9 protein-coding genes and 3 pseudogenes are annotated in these 17,634 nt (G+C 71.8%); 5 read left to right on the top strand and 7 right to left on the bottom strand.

The features are described 5' to 3' along the window. Nucleotides 1-152 precede the first annotated feature (152 nt). The gene (locus tag ABT063_RS52385) at nucleotides 153-212 is read left to right on the top strand and encodes a hypothetical protein (protein WP_502990924.1); all 60 of its coding nucleotides are present in this window, start codon (nucleotides 153-155) and stop codon (nucleotides 210-212) included. 629 nt (nucleotides 213-841) lie between these two features. Here the strand turns inward: ABT063_RS52385 and ABT063_RS52380 are convergent. Continuing rightward, nucleotides 842-1,648, bottom strand: a pseudogene (locus tag ABT063_RS52380) (serine/threonine-protein kinase); the annotation flags it as partial. 276 nt (nucleotides 1,649-1,924) lie between these two features. Here ABT063_RS52380 and ABT063_RS32210 point away from each other — a divergent pair. After that, on the top strand, nucleotides 1,925-3,928 hold the full coding sequence (locus tag ABT063_RS32210) for a glycosyltransferase family 2 protein (protein WP_351063210.1): 2,004 nt from the start codon (nucleotides 1,925-1,927) through the stop codon (nucleotides 3,926-3,928). A gap of 22 nt (nucleotides 3,929-3,950) precedes the next feature. Here the strand turns inward: ABT063_RS32210 and ABT063_RS32205 are convergent, their stop codons facing one another. Both ABT063_RS32205 and ABT063_RS32200 read right to left on the bottom strand, forming a co-directional pair. Further along, on the bottom strand, nucleotides 3,951-5,681 hold the full coding sequence (locus ABT063_RS32205; protein ID WP_351063208.1) for a serine/threonine-protein kinase: 1,731 nt from the start codon (nucleotides 5,679-5,681) through the stop codon (nucleotides 3,951-3,953). Between the two features lie 92 nt (nucleotides 5,682-5,773). Continuing rightward, the gene (locus ABT063_RS32200; RefSeq protein WP_351063206.1) at nucleotides 5,774-6,958 is read right to left on the bottom strand and encodes a serine/threonine-protein kinase; all 1,185 of its coding nucleotides are present in this window, start codon (nucleotides 6,956-6,958) and stop codon (nucleotides 5,774-5,776) included. A 116-nt stretch (nucleotides 6,959-7,074) separates the two neighbouring features. On the opposite strand from ABT063_RS32200, the pseudogene ABT063_RS32195 reads away from it, so the two are divergent. Together ABT063_RS32195 and ABT063_RS52375 are read left to right on the top strand one after the other, a co-directional pair. Further along, nucleotides 7,075-7,210 (top strand): annotated as a pseudogene (locus tag ABT063_RS32195) (transposase); the annotation flags it as partial. Between the two features lie 105 nt (nucleotides 7,211-7,315). Next, nucleotides 7,316-7,420, top strand: a pseudogene (locus ABT063_RS52375) (IS30 family transposase); the annotation flags it as partial. A 35-nt stretch (nucleotides 7,421-7,455) separates the two neighbouring features. Here ABT063_RS52375 and ABT063_RS32190 read toward each other — a convergent pair. The 3 genes from ABT063_RS32190 to ABT063_RS32180 form a co-directional block, all read right to left on the bottom strand. Then, nucleotides 7,456-9,072 (bottom strand): serine/threonine-protein kinase, encoded by a 1,617-nt coding sequence (locus ABT063_RS32190; RefSeq protein ID WP_351063204.1) that lies wholly within the window; start codon nucleotides 9,070-9,072, stop codon nucleotides 7,456-7,458. Between the two features lie 151 nt (nucleotides 9,073-9,223). After that, the gene (locus ABT063_RS32185) at nucleotides 9,224-12,043 is read right to left on the bottom strand and encodes a serine/threonine kinase C-terminal domain-containing protein (RefSeq protein ID WP_351063202.1); all 2,820 of its coding nucleotides are present in this window, start codon (nucleotides 12,041-12,043) and stop codon (nucleotides 9,224-9,226) included. Nucleotides 12,044-12,219: 176 nt separating this feature from the next. Next, on the bottom strand, nucleotides 12,220-14,541 hold the full coding sequence (locus tag ABT063_RS32180; RefSeq protein ID WP_351063200.1) for a serine/threonine-protein kinase: 2,322 nt from the start codon (nucleotides 14,539-14,541) through the stop codon (nucleotides 12,220-12,222). Between the two features lie 170 nt (nucleotides 14,542-14,711). Here ABT063_RS32180 and ABT063_RS32175 point away from each other — a divergent pair, with 170 nt between their 5' ends. Further along, nucleotides 14,712-15,755 carry a serine hydrolase domain-containing protein gene (locus tag ABT063_RS32175; RefSeq protein ID WP_351063198.1) on the top strand — a complete coding sequence of 348 codons (1,044 nt, stop codon included), beginning with the start codon at nucleotides 14,712-14,714 and terminating at the stop codon, nucleotides 15,753-15,755. A gap of 105 nt (nucleotides 15,756-15,860) precedes the next feature. Here the strand turns inward: ABT063_RS32175 and ABT063_RS32170 are convergent, their stop codons facing one another. Next, nucleotides 15,861-17,567, bottom strand: coding sequence for a glycerol-3-phosphate dehydrogenase/oxidase (locus ABT063_RS32170; protein WP_351063196.1), 1,707 nt, complete (start codon nucleotides 17,565-17,567; stop codon nucleotides 15,861-15,863). Between the last annotated feature and the right edge of the window lie 67 nt (nucleotides 17,568-17,634).

The following is a 17,634-nucleotide window of genomic DNA, read 5'->3' as shown; positions in this document are numbered from 1 at the left end:
ATCAGGGCGTTGGCCGGTGGCGATCGGCGGCACTCGGCTGTATTCAGTCGTTTCCGAACTCGAGACGGTCACGGGCCGCCTTGAACACCGCCGTGCCTTTCTTCTCGTCCGGCGTTCCCTTGGGCATGTCCACACGCAGCTCGTACATACGGCTGTCGTCGGTGCGGACGATGAGCCGCATCACACGGGTCGGCTTGCCGTGCGGGTCGTAGGTGACGTCGGAGAGGGCGGCCTCGTGGCCGTGGAAGGTGGTCGGGGTGTACTGACCGGGGGATCGTTCCTGCCCCTCCCGGCCCCTCGCGATGTCCCTCGCCTCGCTCATGGGGGAGCCCGGCGCCTTGTCCCACTCGGTGAGGTGGACCTCGATCGCGTCCCCGTCGCCGTAGACGGCCAGGCGGGAGTCGTCCCCCGCCTCGCCCACCTGGTACATCCCCTTGTACTGCGGGGGGAGTTGAAGGACGGCGTTCATGCCCTGCTCCCGGTGGGCGACCCAGCCGCCCTGCCCGGCCGTGCCGTCGGCGAACGAGGTGCCGAGCCATATGCCGCCGGCGAGCAGGACGCCGACGGAGGCGACGGCGGTGCGGACGAGGGTACGGCGGGTGGGGGAGGGCCGCGGATTCGGGGCGGGGGCAGGGTCGGAGTCGGGCTCCGGGTCGGGGGCAGGGTCGGAGTCGGGCTCCGGGTCGGGGGCGGGATCGGCGTCGGGCCCCGAGTCGGAGTCGCGCTGCGGGCCGGAGTCGGACTCCGGGTCAGGAAGCGGTACGGCGTCGACCGGCAGGGCTTCTTGTACGTCCCCCTCCGGCCGCCGCTCCCCCGCCGCCCCCTCCAGCACCCGTGCGACCTCCTCCGCGTCCGGTCGCCGCTCGGGTTCCTTCGCCAACAGCCCCGTGATCAGCGGTCCGAGTGGTCCGGCCCGCGTCGGCTCGGGCGGGTCGGCGGCGACGATCGCGGCGAGGGTGGCCTCCGGTGTCGTACGGCGGAAAGGGGAACCGTCTTCGACGGCGGTGTACAGCAGAACGCCCAGCGACCACAGGTCGGAGGCGGGGCCGGCGCCGGTGCCCGCCATGCGCTCGGGGGCGACGAACTCCAGCGAGCCGACGAACTCGCCGGTGGCGGTGAGGGATTCCTCACCCTGAGTGTGGGCGATGCCGAAGTCGGTCAGGACGACGCGGTGGTGCGGGCCGAGCAGGACGTTGGCGGGTTTGATGTCCCGGTGCACGATGCCGACGGCGTGCGCGGCACGCAGGGCGCCGAGGACGGCGAGGCCGATGCGGGCGGCCTCGGCGGGCGGCAGCGGGCCGCGCCGGAGGGCTTCGTGCAGGGACTCGCCGCGGATCAACTCCATGACGATCCAGGGGAGTCCGTCCTCCTCCTCGACGACGACGTCGTGGATGGAGACGGCGGCGGGATGGTCGACGCGGGCGGCGGCGCGGGCCTCGCGGTAGAGGCGGTGGGCCGCGCGCCGGTGCTCCTCGTCCTCCGGGCCACCCGGCAACCGCGGCTGCTTCACGGCGACTTCGCGTTCCACGAACTCGTCACGCGCCCGCCAGACGGTGCCCATCCCGCCGGCGCCTATCCGCTCGATCAGCCGGTACCGCCCGTCGAGCAGCACGCCCTTGGGGTCCGCGCCGTCCCCGTCGTTGCTCATGTCCCATGAGTACCGTGCGCGGCGGCTGGTTGTCGACGCGGGGCTGGAGTCACGCGTGCACAAGCCGGTCGCCGTTTGAACCACAGGGCGCGGCGTTCCGTACGAACCAGGGCAGCCACCCTCGCCGCAAGGTTGCGGAACACAACATGGACGTACTTCTCATGATATCTTCACATTTCTTTCCGGCACCTTCCCTGAGCCAACACAGGCCGCGCACTGACCAGCGCAGTCGGCCATAAACCGGGGTGCCCCGTATTGCCCTGGGAGAACGTGACGATGGCCGACCCCACCGTTTCGGTGATCATCGCTGCCTACAATGCGATGCCCTATCTGACGCGCTGCATCACGTCCGTCGCCGAACAGAGCATCGGCCAGGGCGCGTTACAGGTCATCGTCGTCGACGACGGTTCCACCGACGGCACGGCGAAGGAGCTCGACCGGCTGTCCGAGGTCCACCCGGGTCTGCTGAAGGTCATCCACCAGGAGAACTCCGGCGGCCCGTCGGCCCCGCGCAACAGGGGGCTCGACCAGGCCACGGGAGAGTTCGTCTTCTTCCTCGACGCCGACGACTACCTGGGCCCCGAGGCCCTGGAGCGCATGGTGGCCATGGCCGAGGAGAACGGCACCGACATCGTCCTCGGTAAGATGGTCGGCGTCGGCGGCCGGGGCGCGCCCAAGTCGATGTTCCAGCGCAACCAGCCGAAGACGGACGTCTTCTCCTCGCGCGTCTACTGGACGCTCAACCCGATGAAGCTCTTCCGCCGGGAGCTGTTGGAGCGGCTCGGGCTGCGTTTCCCCACGGACCTGAAGATCGGCGAGGACCAGCTCTTCGTGGGCCCGGCCTACCTCCACGCGTCCGGCATCTCGGTCCTCGCCGACTACGACTGCCTGTTCTGGGTCGAGCGCGAGGACAGCGGCAACATCACCCTGCGGACCGGGGGCACGGAGCCCCGGCTGACGTTCCTGCCGCGCGTGGTCGACATGGTCCTGGAGAACGTGCCGCCCGGCCCCGGCCGCGACCACCTGGCCCACCGGCATCTGACCGTCGAGATGCAGCAGCTCCTCGCCCACCTGCCGCGCGAATCCCGCGCCACCCAGGAGAAGGCCCTCGACCGGCTCGCCGAGATCATCGCCCCGCTGTGGCACGAGGGAATGAACGAGCAGCTCTCGGCCATGGCCCGGCTGCGACTGCACCTCATCCGGCACCGGATGCTCGACGAGGTGCTGGAGCTGACCCGTTTCGAGAACGAGCTGGCCCGCACCCAGTCCGCCACCCCGCTCCTGTGCGACAACGGCCGCGCCTACGCCCGCTACCCCTTCCTCCGCGACCCCGCCCGAGCCGTCCCCGACAGCTGCTACGACGTCACCGACAAGCTCGGCGTCCGCCACCGCATCACCCGCGCCGAACTCCGCGGCACCACCCTGCGCCTGGCCGGGCACGCCTACCTCCACCGCGTGGAAACCCACGACGTCACCGACGTCACCACCGAACTCGTCCTGCGCGAGCGCGACAGCGGCACCGAGTACCGGCTGCCCGTCACACACACCGCGACCCCCGGCCTCGGCGCCGACGAGGACGAGGGCCGGTTCCGGTACGAGAACGCGGGCTTCGAGGCCGACGTCGACATCACCACCGCCGCCGATGGCCGGTCCCTGGCCGACGGCCTGTGGGACATCTCCCTCGCCGTCGGCGCCCAGGGCGTCTCCCGCGAGGTACGCGTCGGCAGCAAGCGGGCCGACACCGTCTCCCCGGCGGCACGCACGCGTGTCGTCGCCACGCCCGACGGCCTGCGCGCGGTCACGCTCTACACCACCAAGCCGTACGGCAACCTCACGCTCGACCTCGGCGAGAAGAAGCACAAGGCGGCCCCGCGTCTCGCCCTGGACTCGCCGCGCTGGTCGGCCAGTTACCCCACCCGGCTGGTGGTCACCGGGCACAGCGGACTCGACGCGTATCCCGACGGGGACCTGACCGTCGTACTGACGAACGACCGCGGCGAGAAAGCCGTCGTCCCCGCCGCGCGCACCCCCTACACCGACCTCTTCACCGCCCGCGTGGACGTCGCCGAGCTGTCCGCCGGCGTCTGGACCGGCGAACTCCGGCTCGGCGGCTGGTCGGTGCCGCTGCCCGCCCTGCCGGAGAAGTTCACCGCGGCCAAGTGGCGCAGGCGGGGAATCCCCCGGTACGCCAAGCCCGCGCCTGACGATGGCAAGCAGCGGTTCGCGTTGCTGGTGTCGAAGACCGAGCTGGTGAAGGCGATGGCCGGCAAGCTGAAGTGACGGGCCGTCGAGGTCTCCGCCCTTACAGCTTGTCGACGTCCAGGTTCGCGATGGCCGTCCGAGCCACCTCGCGGCCCCGCTCCGTGAAGTCGCCCTTGCCCGGGTAGCTGATGGTGAGCTTGTACATGTCGCCGGCGGAGGTCTTGTAGTAGAAGATCCTCAGCTCGCGGGGGCGGGGGTTCTGGGTGTCGTCGGTGGTGTAGACGACCTTGATCTCGGCGGCCTTCCTGCCCTCGTACGTCGTCTCCTTGGGCTCGGTCTTCGTCCTCGGGCCAGAGGGCATGTCGAGTTCGTAGCTGCCGCTCTGCTTGAACTCGGCGTCGTCGTCATACATCTCGGCGGCCGCTGAGCCCGCGATGTTGTTGCCGGCGTCCTCGGACTTCTTGTCCAGGGTCAGGCTGATCCAGACACTACCGCTGTAGTCGCTGTACGAGACCCAGTGGTCCTGGTCGGTCTCCCGGTCGGGCACCGAGCGCCGGTAGTCGGCGGGCACCGCCAGCGTCGCGGCGACGTCCTTCTCGGACTTCGTCTTCCAGCCGTCCGGCAGCGGTCCCGCGAACGGGTCCGCGATCACCAGGTACGCCGCCACCGCCGCGGCGACGACCGCGGCACCGAGGCCGAGCAGCGCCTTGCGGCCGAGCCGGATGCCGGTGGCGGTGCCGGTGATCTGGACCGCCTGTGTGGGAGCCGGAGCCGGAGCTGGCGGGTTCGCGGTCCGTTCCAGCAGGGCACGGACCTGGGCCGCGTTCGGGCGGCGCGCCGGGTCCTTCTGGAGCAGGCCGTTGATGGCCTCGGCGAGCGGGCCCTGCGCGGCGGCGGGCGGCGCGGGTGTGGCGTTGAGGACGGACTGGAGGGTGGCGGGGGTGTTGCTGCGGCGGAACGGGGAGACCCCCTCCGTCGCCGCGTACAGGACGACACCGAGGGACCACAGGTCGCTCGCCGGACCGGGGCGCTGGCCCAGCACCCGCTCCGGCGCGATGTATTCGGGCGAGCCGACGAAGCCGCCGGTGTCGGTCAGGTTGGTCTCGCCCTCGATCTGCGCGATGCCGAAGTCGGTGAGGACGACGCGGTCGTGGCGGCCGAGGAGGACGTTGTCCGGCTTGACGTCACGGTGCAGGATGCCCGCCGCGTGCGCGGCCTCCAGCGCGCCCAGCACCTCCAGGCCGATTCTCGCCGCTTCCCGGGCCCCGAGGGTGCCCTCCTGCAACGCGTCGCCCAGCGAACGGCCCTGCACCAGCTCCATCACGATCCACGGCTGGCCGTCCACGACCGCGACATCGTGGACGTTCACGACTGCCGGGTGGTCGAGCCGGGCCGCCGCGCGTGCCTCCCGGCGCATGCGCTCGAAGGCGTTGGAACGTTCGCGTTCGGGAAGATGGTCCGGGACACGGGGCTCCTTCACGGCAACCTCACGGTCCACCGTCTCGTCCTTGGCGCGCCACACCGTCCCCATGCCGCCGTGCCCGAGCTTGGCGAGCAACCGGTAGCGACCGGCTATCAGTCGGCCGGTACCGGGGTCCTGCTCAGGCTGGGATTGGGGCTGGTATTGGGGCTGGGGTTGCGGGTGGGGTTGCGGGTGGGGTTGCGGCTGGGCCGGGGGCGCGGCCTGCGGCTGGGACCGTGGCGGGACGACCTGCGTCGGCGTCGCGTACGGGTTGTTGGGGTGCGGCACCGCCGCAGGCGGGTTCGGCGGTTGCAGACCGAAACTCGTTGGCTCGTCGGACCCGTAAGGGGCTCCCCCGTTGCTGCTCATGGGTCCATCCATATCGCGCCAAGCGCTTCGGCTTCCACCTCTGGTGCTTTCCAGTCACAGAGCCGTGACCCTGAATGCCGCTCATCTCCCCTTTATTCGTGGTTCGTGGGAGTGGGGCCGGAGGGGCTGGGGCTGGGACTGGGGCTGCGGCTGGGCGAGGGGGACGTACTCGCGGGCCTCGGCGCACTCGACGTACTCGGCGTACTCGGCGTACTCGGCGTACTCGGCGCACTCGACGTACTGACGGAAGCCTCCGGCGGTGAACTCGTAGGCACCACACCCCCGTCCCCGTCCCGGTCCATGAGCAGCGCCAGCGCGGACACGCCCGCCCCCGCCATCGCGGCGACCAGCAGCGCGCTCACCAGCGCCCCGCGCCGGGAGTACGCACGCCGGTCCCCCGTGCCGGATCGTTTCGGCATGCGCTCCGTGTCCAAGAAGGCCCGCAGCATCCGCTCAGCCTCCGCCGCGTCGAGCCGCCGGTCGGGGTCGCGTTCGAGGAGGCCCTGTACGACGGGGAGGATCGGCGCGGCCTGCGCGGGCGGTCGTACCTCGGCGGACACGACCGCGTGCAGGATGCCGCCCAACGAGTCGCGCCGGAACGGCGATTCGCCGCTCAGAGCCGTGCACAGCAGCGCCCCCAGCGACCACAGGTCGGACTCCGGTCCGGTCCTGGCCCCGGAGATCCGTTCGGGCGCGGTGTACTCGGGCGAGCCGACGAAGGAGCCGGTCTCGGTGAGCGTGGTGGCGCCCGCGACCTGGGCGATGCCGAAGTCGGTGAGGACGATACGGCCGGTGCCGTCGATGGCGTCGCCGTCGGTGCCGTCCTCGATCAGGACGTTGGCGGGTTTGAGGTCGCGGTGCAGGACCCCGGCCGCGTGCGCCGCGCCCAGCGCGCCGAGCAGGGCGATGCCGATCCGGGCGGCCTCGGCGGCGTCCACCGGGCCGCGGGTGGCGATCCGGTCGGCGAGGGACGCGCCGTTGATCAACTCCATGACGATGTACGGGCGTTCGTCGTGCTCGACGACGTCGTGGACGACGACGATGTGCGGGTGGCTCAACTGGGCCACCGCGCGTGCCTCGCGCAGGGTGCGGTCGCGCTGCCGCCGGGCCTCGTCCGCGGAGAGGGTGTCGTCCAGGGGGAGTTCCTTGACCGCCACACCTCGCCCGAGCAACTGGTCCGTGGCCCGCCACACGACGCCCATGCCGCCGCGACCGAGCCTCGACTCGAGGCGGTAACGCCCCGCGATCACACGGAAGTTGGCCCCCTCGGTCCCCATGCGCCCCATCATGCCGCACCGGACGGACGCCTTCCGGGGCGGCGACCGGCCAAGTATGCCGCCGCCCCAAGACTGCCGGTGGCACACTCCAGGGAACTCAGGCCTTGAGTGCGCACACCGCTCAGGTGATCCTGGCCGAGATCGGTGCGGACATCTCCCGTTTCCCGTCCGCCGGCCACCTCGCCTGCTGGGCTGGATTGTGTCCGGGCAACTACGACTCCGCGGGCAAGAGCCCCTCCGGCAAGTCCCGTGCCACCCGCCGCCCGGTCAGCAACTCAACCACCTCGGCTTCCAGGCCAGCCTCCAACCCGTGCAGGCCGCCGCACCGCATCGTGGTCACCCGAATTGAGACAAGACGAGCGCACCGACCTTTCTTGGCAAACTCAACGAGAACTCGATGAGATCACATGGCGGCTCAACACGCGCCCAAGAAAAACCCTCGGATATCGCACACCGGCAGAAGAGCTGGACGAAATACTAAGCGCCGCTCGATGCTCTCACCGCTTGAATTCACCCTCTCGCCAGCCCTGCAGCACAGTCTCAAACTGTTTGCGCGTGGTGGCCCAGTCTTCCACAGGAGAGGCCATGTAGATCGCGTACTCAACCCCGCTCCGGGCGATGTACATCAGGTCGACGGCTCGGTACACCCCAGCACGGCGTGAACCCTTCACCTGCTCCGTCCACTTGTACTCCAGCCGGGAGCCTTGACGGTCACGGTAAAGCTGGCGCTGCATGCTCAAGTGTTCGTAATCCACCAGCTGCCGTCTCAACTGCTGTTCCAAGTCGACTTGGTGCTCGTACGGGTCGCCGAAGTCCGGCAAGGTATCGACGGCGATACGCACTACGTGCTCACCCCTGTCGGGCGAATAGTCGATCTGCTGCAAGCCATCCTTGCTCTTGATGGAAACCGACCGCTCCCAGCCCTCGGGGAGGTAGAGGCTAAAGCCCGCGGGATCGTCGTACTGCTTCCAGCCCGCGGGAACCGTCCCCTGCGGCTCCTCCGTCGGCGAGGGACTGACGCTGGGGCTGAGGTTGGAACCCTGCGTGGCGGAGATCCCGTTGCCGGAGTTCCACTCGCGCAACGTGACCGCGGCTCCCGCGCCGATGATCGCGACGACGGCGACGACAAGGGCGACCGTGCGCAGACGGCGCCGCTTCTTCGGGGGCGCCGCGGGCGGGCCCACCTGGGTGACGGCGGCCGGATGCGGCCTGGTGACACCGGTCTGCGGCTGCTCGTAGCGCCCCTGCTGTCCGTACGACCCGTGCCGCGTCGGCACGAACGCCTGCGCCCTGTTCGACCGCCGCCCCTCCGCCGCCTCGGCGAGCATCTGCTCGGCCTCCGCAGCGCTCGGCCGGTCGGCCGGGCCCTTGCGGAGCATGGCGGTGATGACGGGCCCGAGCGGTCCGGCGTTGACCGGCTGGGCGGGTTCCTCCTCGACGACCGCCTGCATCGTGCCGATGGGCGAGGTGCGGCGGAACGGCGAACGGCCCTCCACCGCCGTGTACAGCGTCGCGCCGAGTGCCCACAGGTCGGAGGCGGGGCCGGGGTCGTGGCCGCGGACGCGCTCGGGGGCGAGGTAGTCGACGGAGCCGACGACCTCGCCGGTGCGGGTGATGGCGGTGTCGCCCTCGATCTGGGCGATGCCGAAGTCGGTGAGGAGGACGCGGCCGTCCTCCGAGAGCAGTACGTTGCCGGGCTTGACGTCGCGGTGCAGGACCCCGGCGGAGTGCGCGGCCCGCAACGCCCGCAGCACCCACAGGCCGATGCGCGCGGCCTCGGTGGGCTCGACACGCCCGCGCTCCTTGACCGCGTCGGCCAGCGAGCGGCCCTCGACCAGCTCCATCACGATCCACGGCCGGCCGTCGTGCTCCAGCACGTCATGCACGGTGACGACGGCGGAGTGGTTGATGCGCGCGGCGGCCCGTGCCTCGGCGCGGGTGCGGGCGAGCAGCCGTTCCTGGTCGCTCTCGGAGACGTAGAGCGCGGCGGTCAGCTCCTTGATCGCGACGGCCCGGTGCAGCACCTCGTCGTGCGCTCGCCACACGCGGCCCATGCCGCCGCTGCCGATCGTGTCGGCGAGCCGGTAGCGCCCCGACACGAGCTGGCCCTGCATCTGATTCACGTTGCCCCGCAATGCTCTTGACAGGGTCAGACTAAGGACCGCCCGAGGTGCGGGGAACCACGGGGGTGCCAAGGAAACCGCACTGTGATGGTTGTCGCCGCCAGTAAGCGCTCAACTGTCACTCGGCGTCGAGGGGGCGCGTTCAGCCCGTGACCTGATAGGTCGCCGACGCCTGCTCGTGCAGCCGGGACACCTCGTCCCGCTCGGCCTCCGGGCCGCGCACCTGCACCACGTGGTACTTCCCGTCGATCAGCATCGCGAGATTGCGCACGAACAGCTCGCGCCCGTCGTCGCCGGTCCAGGTGAACTGCCCCTCGGCCATGGTCCGTCCGCCCACCTGGATCGTCTTCAACCCGGTGGCGGTGGCCCAACTGGAGTCGCGGTACGGCTGCAGCTCCGGCTCCTTCTCCCGCTGGTACACCATGGGATCGGTGCCGTCCTCGTCCGCGGTGTCCCGTCCCGGTACGACGATGAGCTCGAAGTTCCCGTGCGCGTACACGACCTGACCGCGCCCGTTCACCGGGGTGCGGTCCCAGCCGTTGGCGACGGCGACCTGGAAGCCCTCCGTGTCCTTGCGCAGGGTGAAGCCGTCGGCGACCTGGGGGCCGGTGGTCTGCGTCTCGCCGGCACCGGCGGACGACGAGGGGCTGTCGTCGGTCCCCGGCGAGGTCTGGTCGGGCCGGGGCTCGCTGTTCGCCTCCGAGGACGGCTCGGGCGCCGGGCTGACTTCACCGGCGGCACCGGTCCGGTCCGTGCCACCCTCCGCGCCGGGCTCCGCCTTCGGCATGAAGTACATGGCATACACGATCGCGGCGGCCAGTGCGAGCAGGATCAGCACAAGCAGGTTCCGGCCGAGTCTGCGCGGCGAACGGACCTCCTCCCGAGCCCGCTTGTGCCGCCCGTGGTGCGCGGGCAGCCCGGCACGCCGCCGCCGTACCAGCTCGCCCCGCCGCCGTACGATCGGCAGCCGGCTCGTGTCGGAGGGCGGAGCCGCGACGACGTGCGCACCGGCCTCGGGCTCGGGCGCCGAGCGCACCAGCGAACGCAGCCAGCCGCGCAGCTCCTCGAAGTCGAGCCGCTCGGTGGGGTCCTGGCGCAGCAGTGACTCCACGACCGGCCGCAGCGGCCCGCACTCCTCGGCGAAGGCGGGCGGCTCGGCACACACCATCTGCACGAGCTCGGCCGTCGACTCCTCCGGATACGGCGCGTGCCCCTGTACTGCACGGAAGAGCAGCGCGCCCAACGCCCACAGGTCGGTCGCGGGCCCGATCGGCGCCGCCAACTGCCAGTTCTCGTGCACGGGTCCGGCCTGCTCCGGCGCCCACCGCTCGGTCACGGGCCCCACCACCGCCATCCGCGCCTGCCGCGCCCGCTCGGCCGCCAGCGCGGTGGCGGGCCCGCCACGCCGCACGGGCGCCTTCGCGGCGAGGTCGTCCCAGCGGGTGGGGGTGCCGGGGGCGGGGGTACCGCGGTCCGAGACGGGCGTGCCGAAGCCGGGGGCGGGGGCGGGCGCGCCGAAGTCCGTGGTGCGGCCACCGGCGATGTGCGGTGTGGCGCCGCCGTTTCCGCCGGGAGACAGCGCCGTATGGCCCTGGCCGCCTTGTCCGTTGCCTCCGGTGGCCCCGGTGTCTCCGGGCGGCGGCGTGCCGCCGGTTCCGGTGCGGGGCGCGGCGCCGTGCCACGGGGTGGTGGTGCGCACGCCGTAGGGGTCGGCGATCTGTCCCGGCGGCTCGACACCCGGCGGGTGTTGCACGCCGTTCGGGCCGGGGTACGGCGGCTGCGTCGAGCCGTGGGCTGGTGCGGCCGGGGCGCCTTCGGGGGCGGAGCGGGCCCCGGGCAGGGCCGCCGGGTTGCCTCCCGGGGCGGGACGTGCCCCCGGCAGTGCCGTCCGTCCGTTCTGCTGGGCCTCCTGGACCCGGGCCGCGGCCCGCGCCCCCGCGCGATACGCGGCGATCGCACCGGCCCGCGCCGCCCTGATGTCCGCACCGGTGTCGACGGCTCTGGGGGCGAGCTCGGACGACGCCCCGTCCGCCCGGTTCACCCCGTTCGCCACGTCCGACCCGGCAGCCGGCAATCCCCCGGCCGCCCGAGCCTCGATGGCCGCCCGCCGAGCGGCCTCGGGATCCGCCCCGCCGAACCCGACCGCACCGCCGCCCCCGTGGGCACCACCGGACACACCGGGACCGCCGGACACACCGGGACCGCCGGGGCCGGGACCACCGAATCCACCGGGCCCATGGAGGCCACCGCCTCCATGGGAACCACCGTGCCCCTGGGAACCACCGTCCCCATGGGATCCACCGGCGTCACCGAACTCGCCGCCCCACTCCCCCGCCTCGGCCGGCACCGGGTCGTACCCGCACAGTGCCTCCTCCGCCGCGCCGACCGCGAGGCCGGTCAGCATCACACGGCCGTCGTCGCAGACGAGCACCGTGCGGGCGGTGATGTTCCGGTGCACCCAGCCATGGGCGTGCAACACCCGCAGTGCCGTGAGGACGTCGGAGGCGACCTCGGCCGCCCGGTACGGCGTCAGCGGCTGCTCGGCGAGCAGCGCCGCCAGCGGCCGCGCCGACACCAACTCGCTGACGATCCACAGCGAACCACCGTCGGCGAACACGTCGAAGACCTGGTCCAGCCGGGGATGGTCGGGGATCCGCGCGGCGGCCTGCGCGGCCTCCACGGCCCGCTGTACGGCAGGGTCGGCCGGCCGCCGTGGGCCGGTGCGCGCCTGCGGTCGCCGCGCCCCACGGTCCCGCGGGTCCCGTGCCGTGAAACCGTCCGGCAGCCCCTCCGCGTCGAGCACCTCCGCCTCGACGACCTCCGGCAACGGCACCTGCCTGACCAGGACTTCCTGCCCGCTGTAGGTGTCGAAGGCCCGGGTCTCGGTGAGTTCGTACTCGTCGGACGGCGGCAGCGGCAGGCGGTAGCGGTCGGCGAGTACCCGGCCCGCATAGTCGTCCACGTTGCCTCCCCCGGCCGCCCGGTTGGTCAATTCCGTTCGCCTCGCGGCCCGTTCCGCATGCATTCCTGGATGCGTACGGTCCGCAAGCACTCACGATACGTGCCGGAGGCAACCCGCAAAGAGGGGATGGCAGATCTGACGCCCGATCTCAATGTCCGGGACGCCAGGCCGTTCCCTCACGACTTCGGTTCGAAGGTCTCCGCCAGCGTCCGCCATGTGTTCTCGCGCAGCTCGCTGTCCCACTTGGCGGCTTTCGCCGTGTACATCAGCGCATATCCGAGTTGGTCGTTGACGACGAAGCCACGGTCGATGGTCCGGTACTTCGTCCCGCTCTCCACATAGGTGAACTCCCAGTCGGCCGCGTTCCAACCGCGGTAGTCCACCTGCTCTATGCGGATCCTCTTGTACTGGGAGCGCGTCATGTACCGCTCCTGGCTCTTCCAGTCCGCCACCGGGTCGCCCTTCGGCGTGGACGTCCAGGCGACGAGCAGCTTCTGCCCGTCGGGGCCGGTGAAACGATCCCCCGCCGAACCCGTGGACTGGTAGTCCCACCCCTTGGGCAGCCCGAGCGAGTACCCCTGGCTCCCCTGGTGCGTCGAGGCCACCGCGTTGTCGCCGGCGGAACCGGAGGAACCGTCCGAGCCCGCACCGGCGCCCTCGGAGGCGCTCGCCCCGCCACTCGGTGTGCTCTGCGACCCCGAGCCCGTCGTCGCGGACTCGGTCGCCGCGCCGTCCGTACGGGTGCCGCCGTTCTCGTCGTCCTTGGTGTCGGCACTCGCGCTCGCGCCCGCCGTCACCTTGGTGCCGCCGCCCTTGGCCCCGTCGGAGCTCTCGCCGTCACCGCCGAACATGAGCGCCAGCACGGTTCCGATCACGGCGAGCACCACGACCACCGCGATGATCACCAGGGTCCGCCGCGGCACCACATCGGTGAGCGGCGCCCTGGGCACGGGCCGCGGCGGCATGTCCGGCGGCGTCATCACGGGCCACCCGGAGCTCCGTCCGCTCGACGCACCACCCGACACCGCACCGCCCGACGCAGCGCTGTTCGCCCCGCCCGTCGACGCGGCACCCGTTCTCCGCGCACCCTGCTCGTGGCCTTGTGCACCGGAGACCCCACTCGAAGCCGACGCCGTCGACACACTCGACGCCTCCTTGTCCGAGGGAACGCCCGCACCGGAACCCGAGACGCCCGTGCCGCCCCCGGGGCCCGAAACCGCCTTACGGGATCCGGAACCTGAGGTCGCCGTACCGGAGCCGGCGCCCGAAGCCTTCGCGTCAGAGCCGGAACCCACAGCGCCCGTACCACCGCCGGACCCCGAAGCCGCCGTACCGGAGCCGGACCCCGAGCCCGCCGCATCCCCACCGGCATCCGAGACACCCGCCCCGCCACCGGACTTGTCACGGGTCGTGGCCGCGGATGACGCCGCGGAAGAGGCCGCCGCCCCCGCCGCCCCGGCGGCCTTCCGCACGGAACGCAGCGCCCCGCGGAACCGCTCGGCCGCCTCCTCGCCCCGCTTGCTCCCGCTGCCGCCGCCCGAACTCCGCCGGTCCGTACGCTCCTCGGGCGGCACCGGCAGCGGTACGACCTTCGTCGCGTCCAGCGGCGGCTCCGGCTCGGCCGCCTTCGGCTCGGGCGCGTGGATCACCGCGTTGAGCATCGTGCGCGCGCCCGCGTCGTCGAGCCGCTTGGCGGGATCCTTGGTGAGCAGGCCGTAGATGACGTCCTTCAGCGGCCCAGCGTTCTTCGGCTCCTCCAGCGGCTCGGTCATCACGGCGGTCAGGGTCGCGATCGCCGAGCCCTTGTCGTAGGGCGGGACACCCTCGACCGACGCGTACAGCAAGCCGCCCAGCGACCACAGGTCGGCCGCCGGTCCCGGCTTGTGGCCGCGGGCCCGCTCCGGGGAGATGTAGGAGGGCGCGCCGACGAGCATGCCGGTCGAGGTGATCGACGGGTCGCCCTCGACCTGGGCGATGCCGAAGTCGGTGAGCACAACCCGGCCGTCCTCGGAGATCAGCACGTTCGACGGCTTCACGTCGCGGTGCAGGATGCCCTCGCGGTGCGCGGACCGCAGCACGTCGAGGACCGCCAGACCGACTTCCGCCGCACGCCTGGGCTCCAGCAGGCCGTCCTCCCGGATGACTTCGGCGAGCGACTTGCCCTCGACGAGCTCCATCACGATCCACGGCCGGTCGTCCTCGTCGACCACGTCGAAGACCGTCACCGCGCTGTTGTTGCGGATCCGCGCGATCGCCTTGGCCTCGCGCAGCGTGCGCGTGATCAGCCGCCGTTTCTCGTCCTCGTCGATGTTGGACGGGAACCGCAGCTCCTTGACGGCGACCGTCCGGCCCAGCGTCTCGTCCTCGGCCCGCCACACCGTGCCCATGCCGCCGCGGCCGAGCACTTCACCCAGCCGGTACCGCCCCGCGAGGAGACGCCCACGGTTGTCCTGACGAGTCTCCTGACGAGATGTCCCCGCCCTCTCCGCCTCCGACATGCGTCCCCTCATACAACCCGCCCTGACAGAGCCTCCATTGTCCCTCACCCGACAAGTGCCCGACGCCCCGGGTGCCCCTGGCTGCCCCCGGAGTGCTCCACACGCGGGGTCCCCGGTGAACCGCCGTTCCGCCGGTCTGCATGATGGGCCGCGACAAGGGAGGATTCGTGATGCGGCCGCTTCGGACGTTACTGGCCGTGCCCGTGTCCCTGGTCCTCCTCTCCCTGGGCTCGGCCGCCTCCTCGGCGCCCTCGGTCGCGCCCTCGGGCACACTCCTTCCGCTCCTGGTCGCGCGGGGCGGCGCGCCCGCCGCGGCCCTGCTGGCCCGCGAGGAGACCGACACCCGCTACGCCCAGGCCGGCTGGGGCATCGCCCGCACCGACCGCTTCCGGGCGGGCAGCATCACGAAGACCTTCGTCGCGACGGTCGTCCTGCAACTGGCCGCCGAACACCGGCTGAAACTGTCCGACACCGTGGAACAGCACCTGCCCGGTCTGGTGCGCGGAGCGGGCGACGAGGGCCGCGCGCTGACCCTGCGCGCCCTGCTCACCCACACCAGCGGCCTGTACGACTTCACCGCGGACACCGGCGGCGTCGTCCCCCTCACCCCTCGTCAGGCCGTACGCATCGCACTCACCCATCCCCTGGCCGACCCCGGCCGCTACCACTACTCGAACACCAACTACGTCCTGCTCGGCCTGGTCATCGAGCAGGTCACCGGCCGCTCGTACGCCGTCGAGGCCGAGCACCGCGTCATCGCTCCGCTGAGTCTGACGGGCACCTCCTTTCCTGGGTCCCGCACACGTCTCCCCTCCCCGCACGGCCGTGCCTACGCCGCCGACGGAACCGACGTCACCGAACTCGACCCGCGGGTGGCCGGAGCCGCGGGCGAGCTGGTGACGACCCTCGCCGACCTGGACCGCTTCTACGCCGCCCTGCTCGGCGGACGGCTCCTGCCCCCGCACTGGCTGCGCGAGATGCTCGACACCCGTACCGCACACGGCTCGTACGGCATGGGGCTGTTTCCGGTGAGGCTGCCGTGCGGCACCACGGTGTGGGGGCACAACGGCCGGATCACCGGCAGCTACGTGCGCACCGCAGCCACGGTCGACGGCCGCCGTGTCCTCACCTTCCGCGTGAACACGACTGCGATGGCTGATCCCGGCATCGAAGCGGCCTTGCTCGCCGCCGAGTTCTGCCCTCGCACCCCGTAGAACGGCCGGGTTCCGAACGAAGATCCCGGTTCGCGCCACTCGTTCGAGTGACGTTCGCCCGAGCCCGGGCAGCCGCGCCGGATCGGTGGCCCGCGCTGGGACGACCTACAACGGCACGATGTCCGGCGCCCCCAGCCTCGCCGCGTCCGCCGTCAGATCGTCCGGCTGCCGCTGCGACTCCCGCTCGGCCTCCACCCGCTTCTGGTAGTGCTCGACCTCGCGCTCGATCTGGTCCTTGTCCCAGCCCAGCACCGGCGCCATCAGCTCGGCGGCCTCGCGGGCGCTGCGCGCGCCCCGGTCGAAGGTCTCGATGGAGATGCGGGTGCGCCGGGTCAGCACGTCGTCCAGGTGCCGCGCGCCCTCGTGCGAGGCGGCGTACACGATCTCGGCGCGCAGATAGTCGTCGGCGGCCTGCAGGGGCTCGCCCAGCGAGGTGTCCGCGGCGACGAGTTCGAGTACCTCCTCCGCCATCGCCCCGTACCGGTTCAACAGGTGCTCCACGCGCACCACGTGAAGGCCCGTCCGCGAGGCTATCCGCGCTCGCGCGTTCCACAGCGCCCGGTAGCCCTCCGCCCCCAGCAGCGGAACGTCCTCGGTCACGCACTCGGCGACCCGCAGGTCGAGTCCGTGCACGGCCGCGTCCACCGCGTCCTTGGCCATCACCCGGTACGTCGTGTACTTGCCGCCCGCCACGACGACGAGCCCGGGCACCGGATGCGCCACGGTGTGCTCGCGCGACAGCTTGCTGGTGGCATCCGACTCGCCGGCCAGCAGGGGCCTCAGCCCCGCGTACACACCCTGGACGTCGTCCCTGGTCAGCGGCACCGCCAGCACCGAGTTCACATGTTCCAGCAGGTAGTCGATGTCGGCGCTGGACGCGGCGGGGTGCGCCTTGTCGAGGTCCCAGTCGGTGTCCGTGGTGCCGATGATCCAGTGCCGGCCCCACGGGATGACGAACAGCACGGACTTCTCGGTACGCAGGATCAGCCCGGTCGTCGAGTGGATCCGGTCCTTGGGCACGACCAGGTGGATGCCCTTGGACGCCCGTACGTGGAACTGCCCCCGCTCGCCCACCATCGCCTGGGTGTCGTCGGTCCACACTCCGGTCGCGTTGACGACCTGCTTGGCGCGGACCTCGTACTCCCCGCCCGCCTCCACGTCCTGCACCCGGGCGCCGACGACGCGTTCTCCCTCGCGCAGGAATCCGGTCACACGCGCGCGGTTGGCCACCTTCGCGCCGTACCCCGCCGCAGTGCGCACGAGCGTCGCCACGAAGCGGGCGTCGTCCATCTGGGCGTCGTAGTACTGCAACGCTCCGACCAGCGCGTCCTTCTTCAGAGCGGGCGCTACCCGCAGGGCGTGACGGCGGCTCAGATGACGGTGGACGGGCAAGCCCCGGCCGTGCCCGCGGGCCATCGACATGGCGTCGTAGAGCGCGACGCCCGAACCGGCGTACAGCCGCTCCCAGCCCTTGTGCTGCAACGGGTAGAGGAACGGCACCGGCTTCACCAGATGCGGCGCGAGCCGCTCCAGCAGCAGCCCGCGCTCCTTCAGCGCCTCCCGGACGAGCGCGAAGTCGAGCATCTCCAGATAGCGCAGGCCGCCGTGAATCAGCTTGCTGGACCTGCTCGAGGTGCCGGACGCCCAGTCACGCGCCTCGACCAGGCCCGTGGACAGGCCCCGGGTCACGGCGTCCAGCGCGGTGCCCGCGCCGACCACGCCCGCTCCCACGACCAGCACGTCCAGTTCACGCTCGGCCATTGATGCGAGTGACTCGGCGCGCTGCGCCGGCCCGAGTGTCGCTGTCCTCACTGCTGCCTCCCGCTGTAGGTCGCGCCGGTCGCACCCCTGGGGAGTGACCCGGTCACGTATCCCCCAT

Source organism: Streptomyces sp. NPDC002838 (genome assembly GCF_040295365.1).
In the GTDB taxonomy this organism is placed as follows: Bacteria; Actinomycetota; Actinomycetes; order Streptomycetales; family Streptomycetaceae; genus Streptomyces.
Note: the sequence above shows the minus strand (reverse complement) of the source record. Positions and strands in the feature narration are given on the sequence as shown.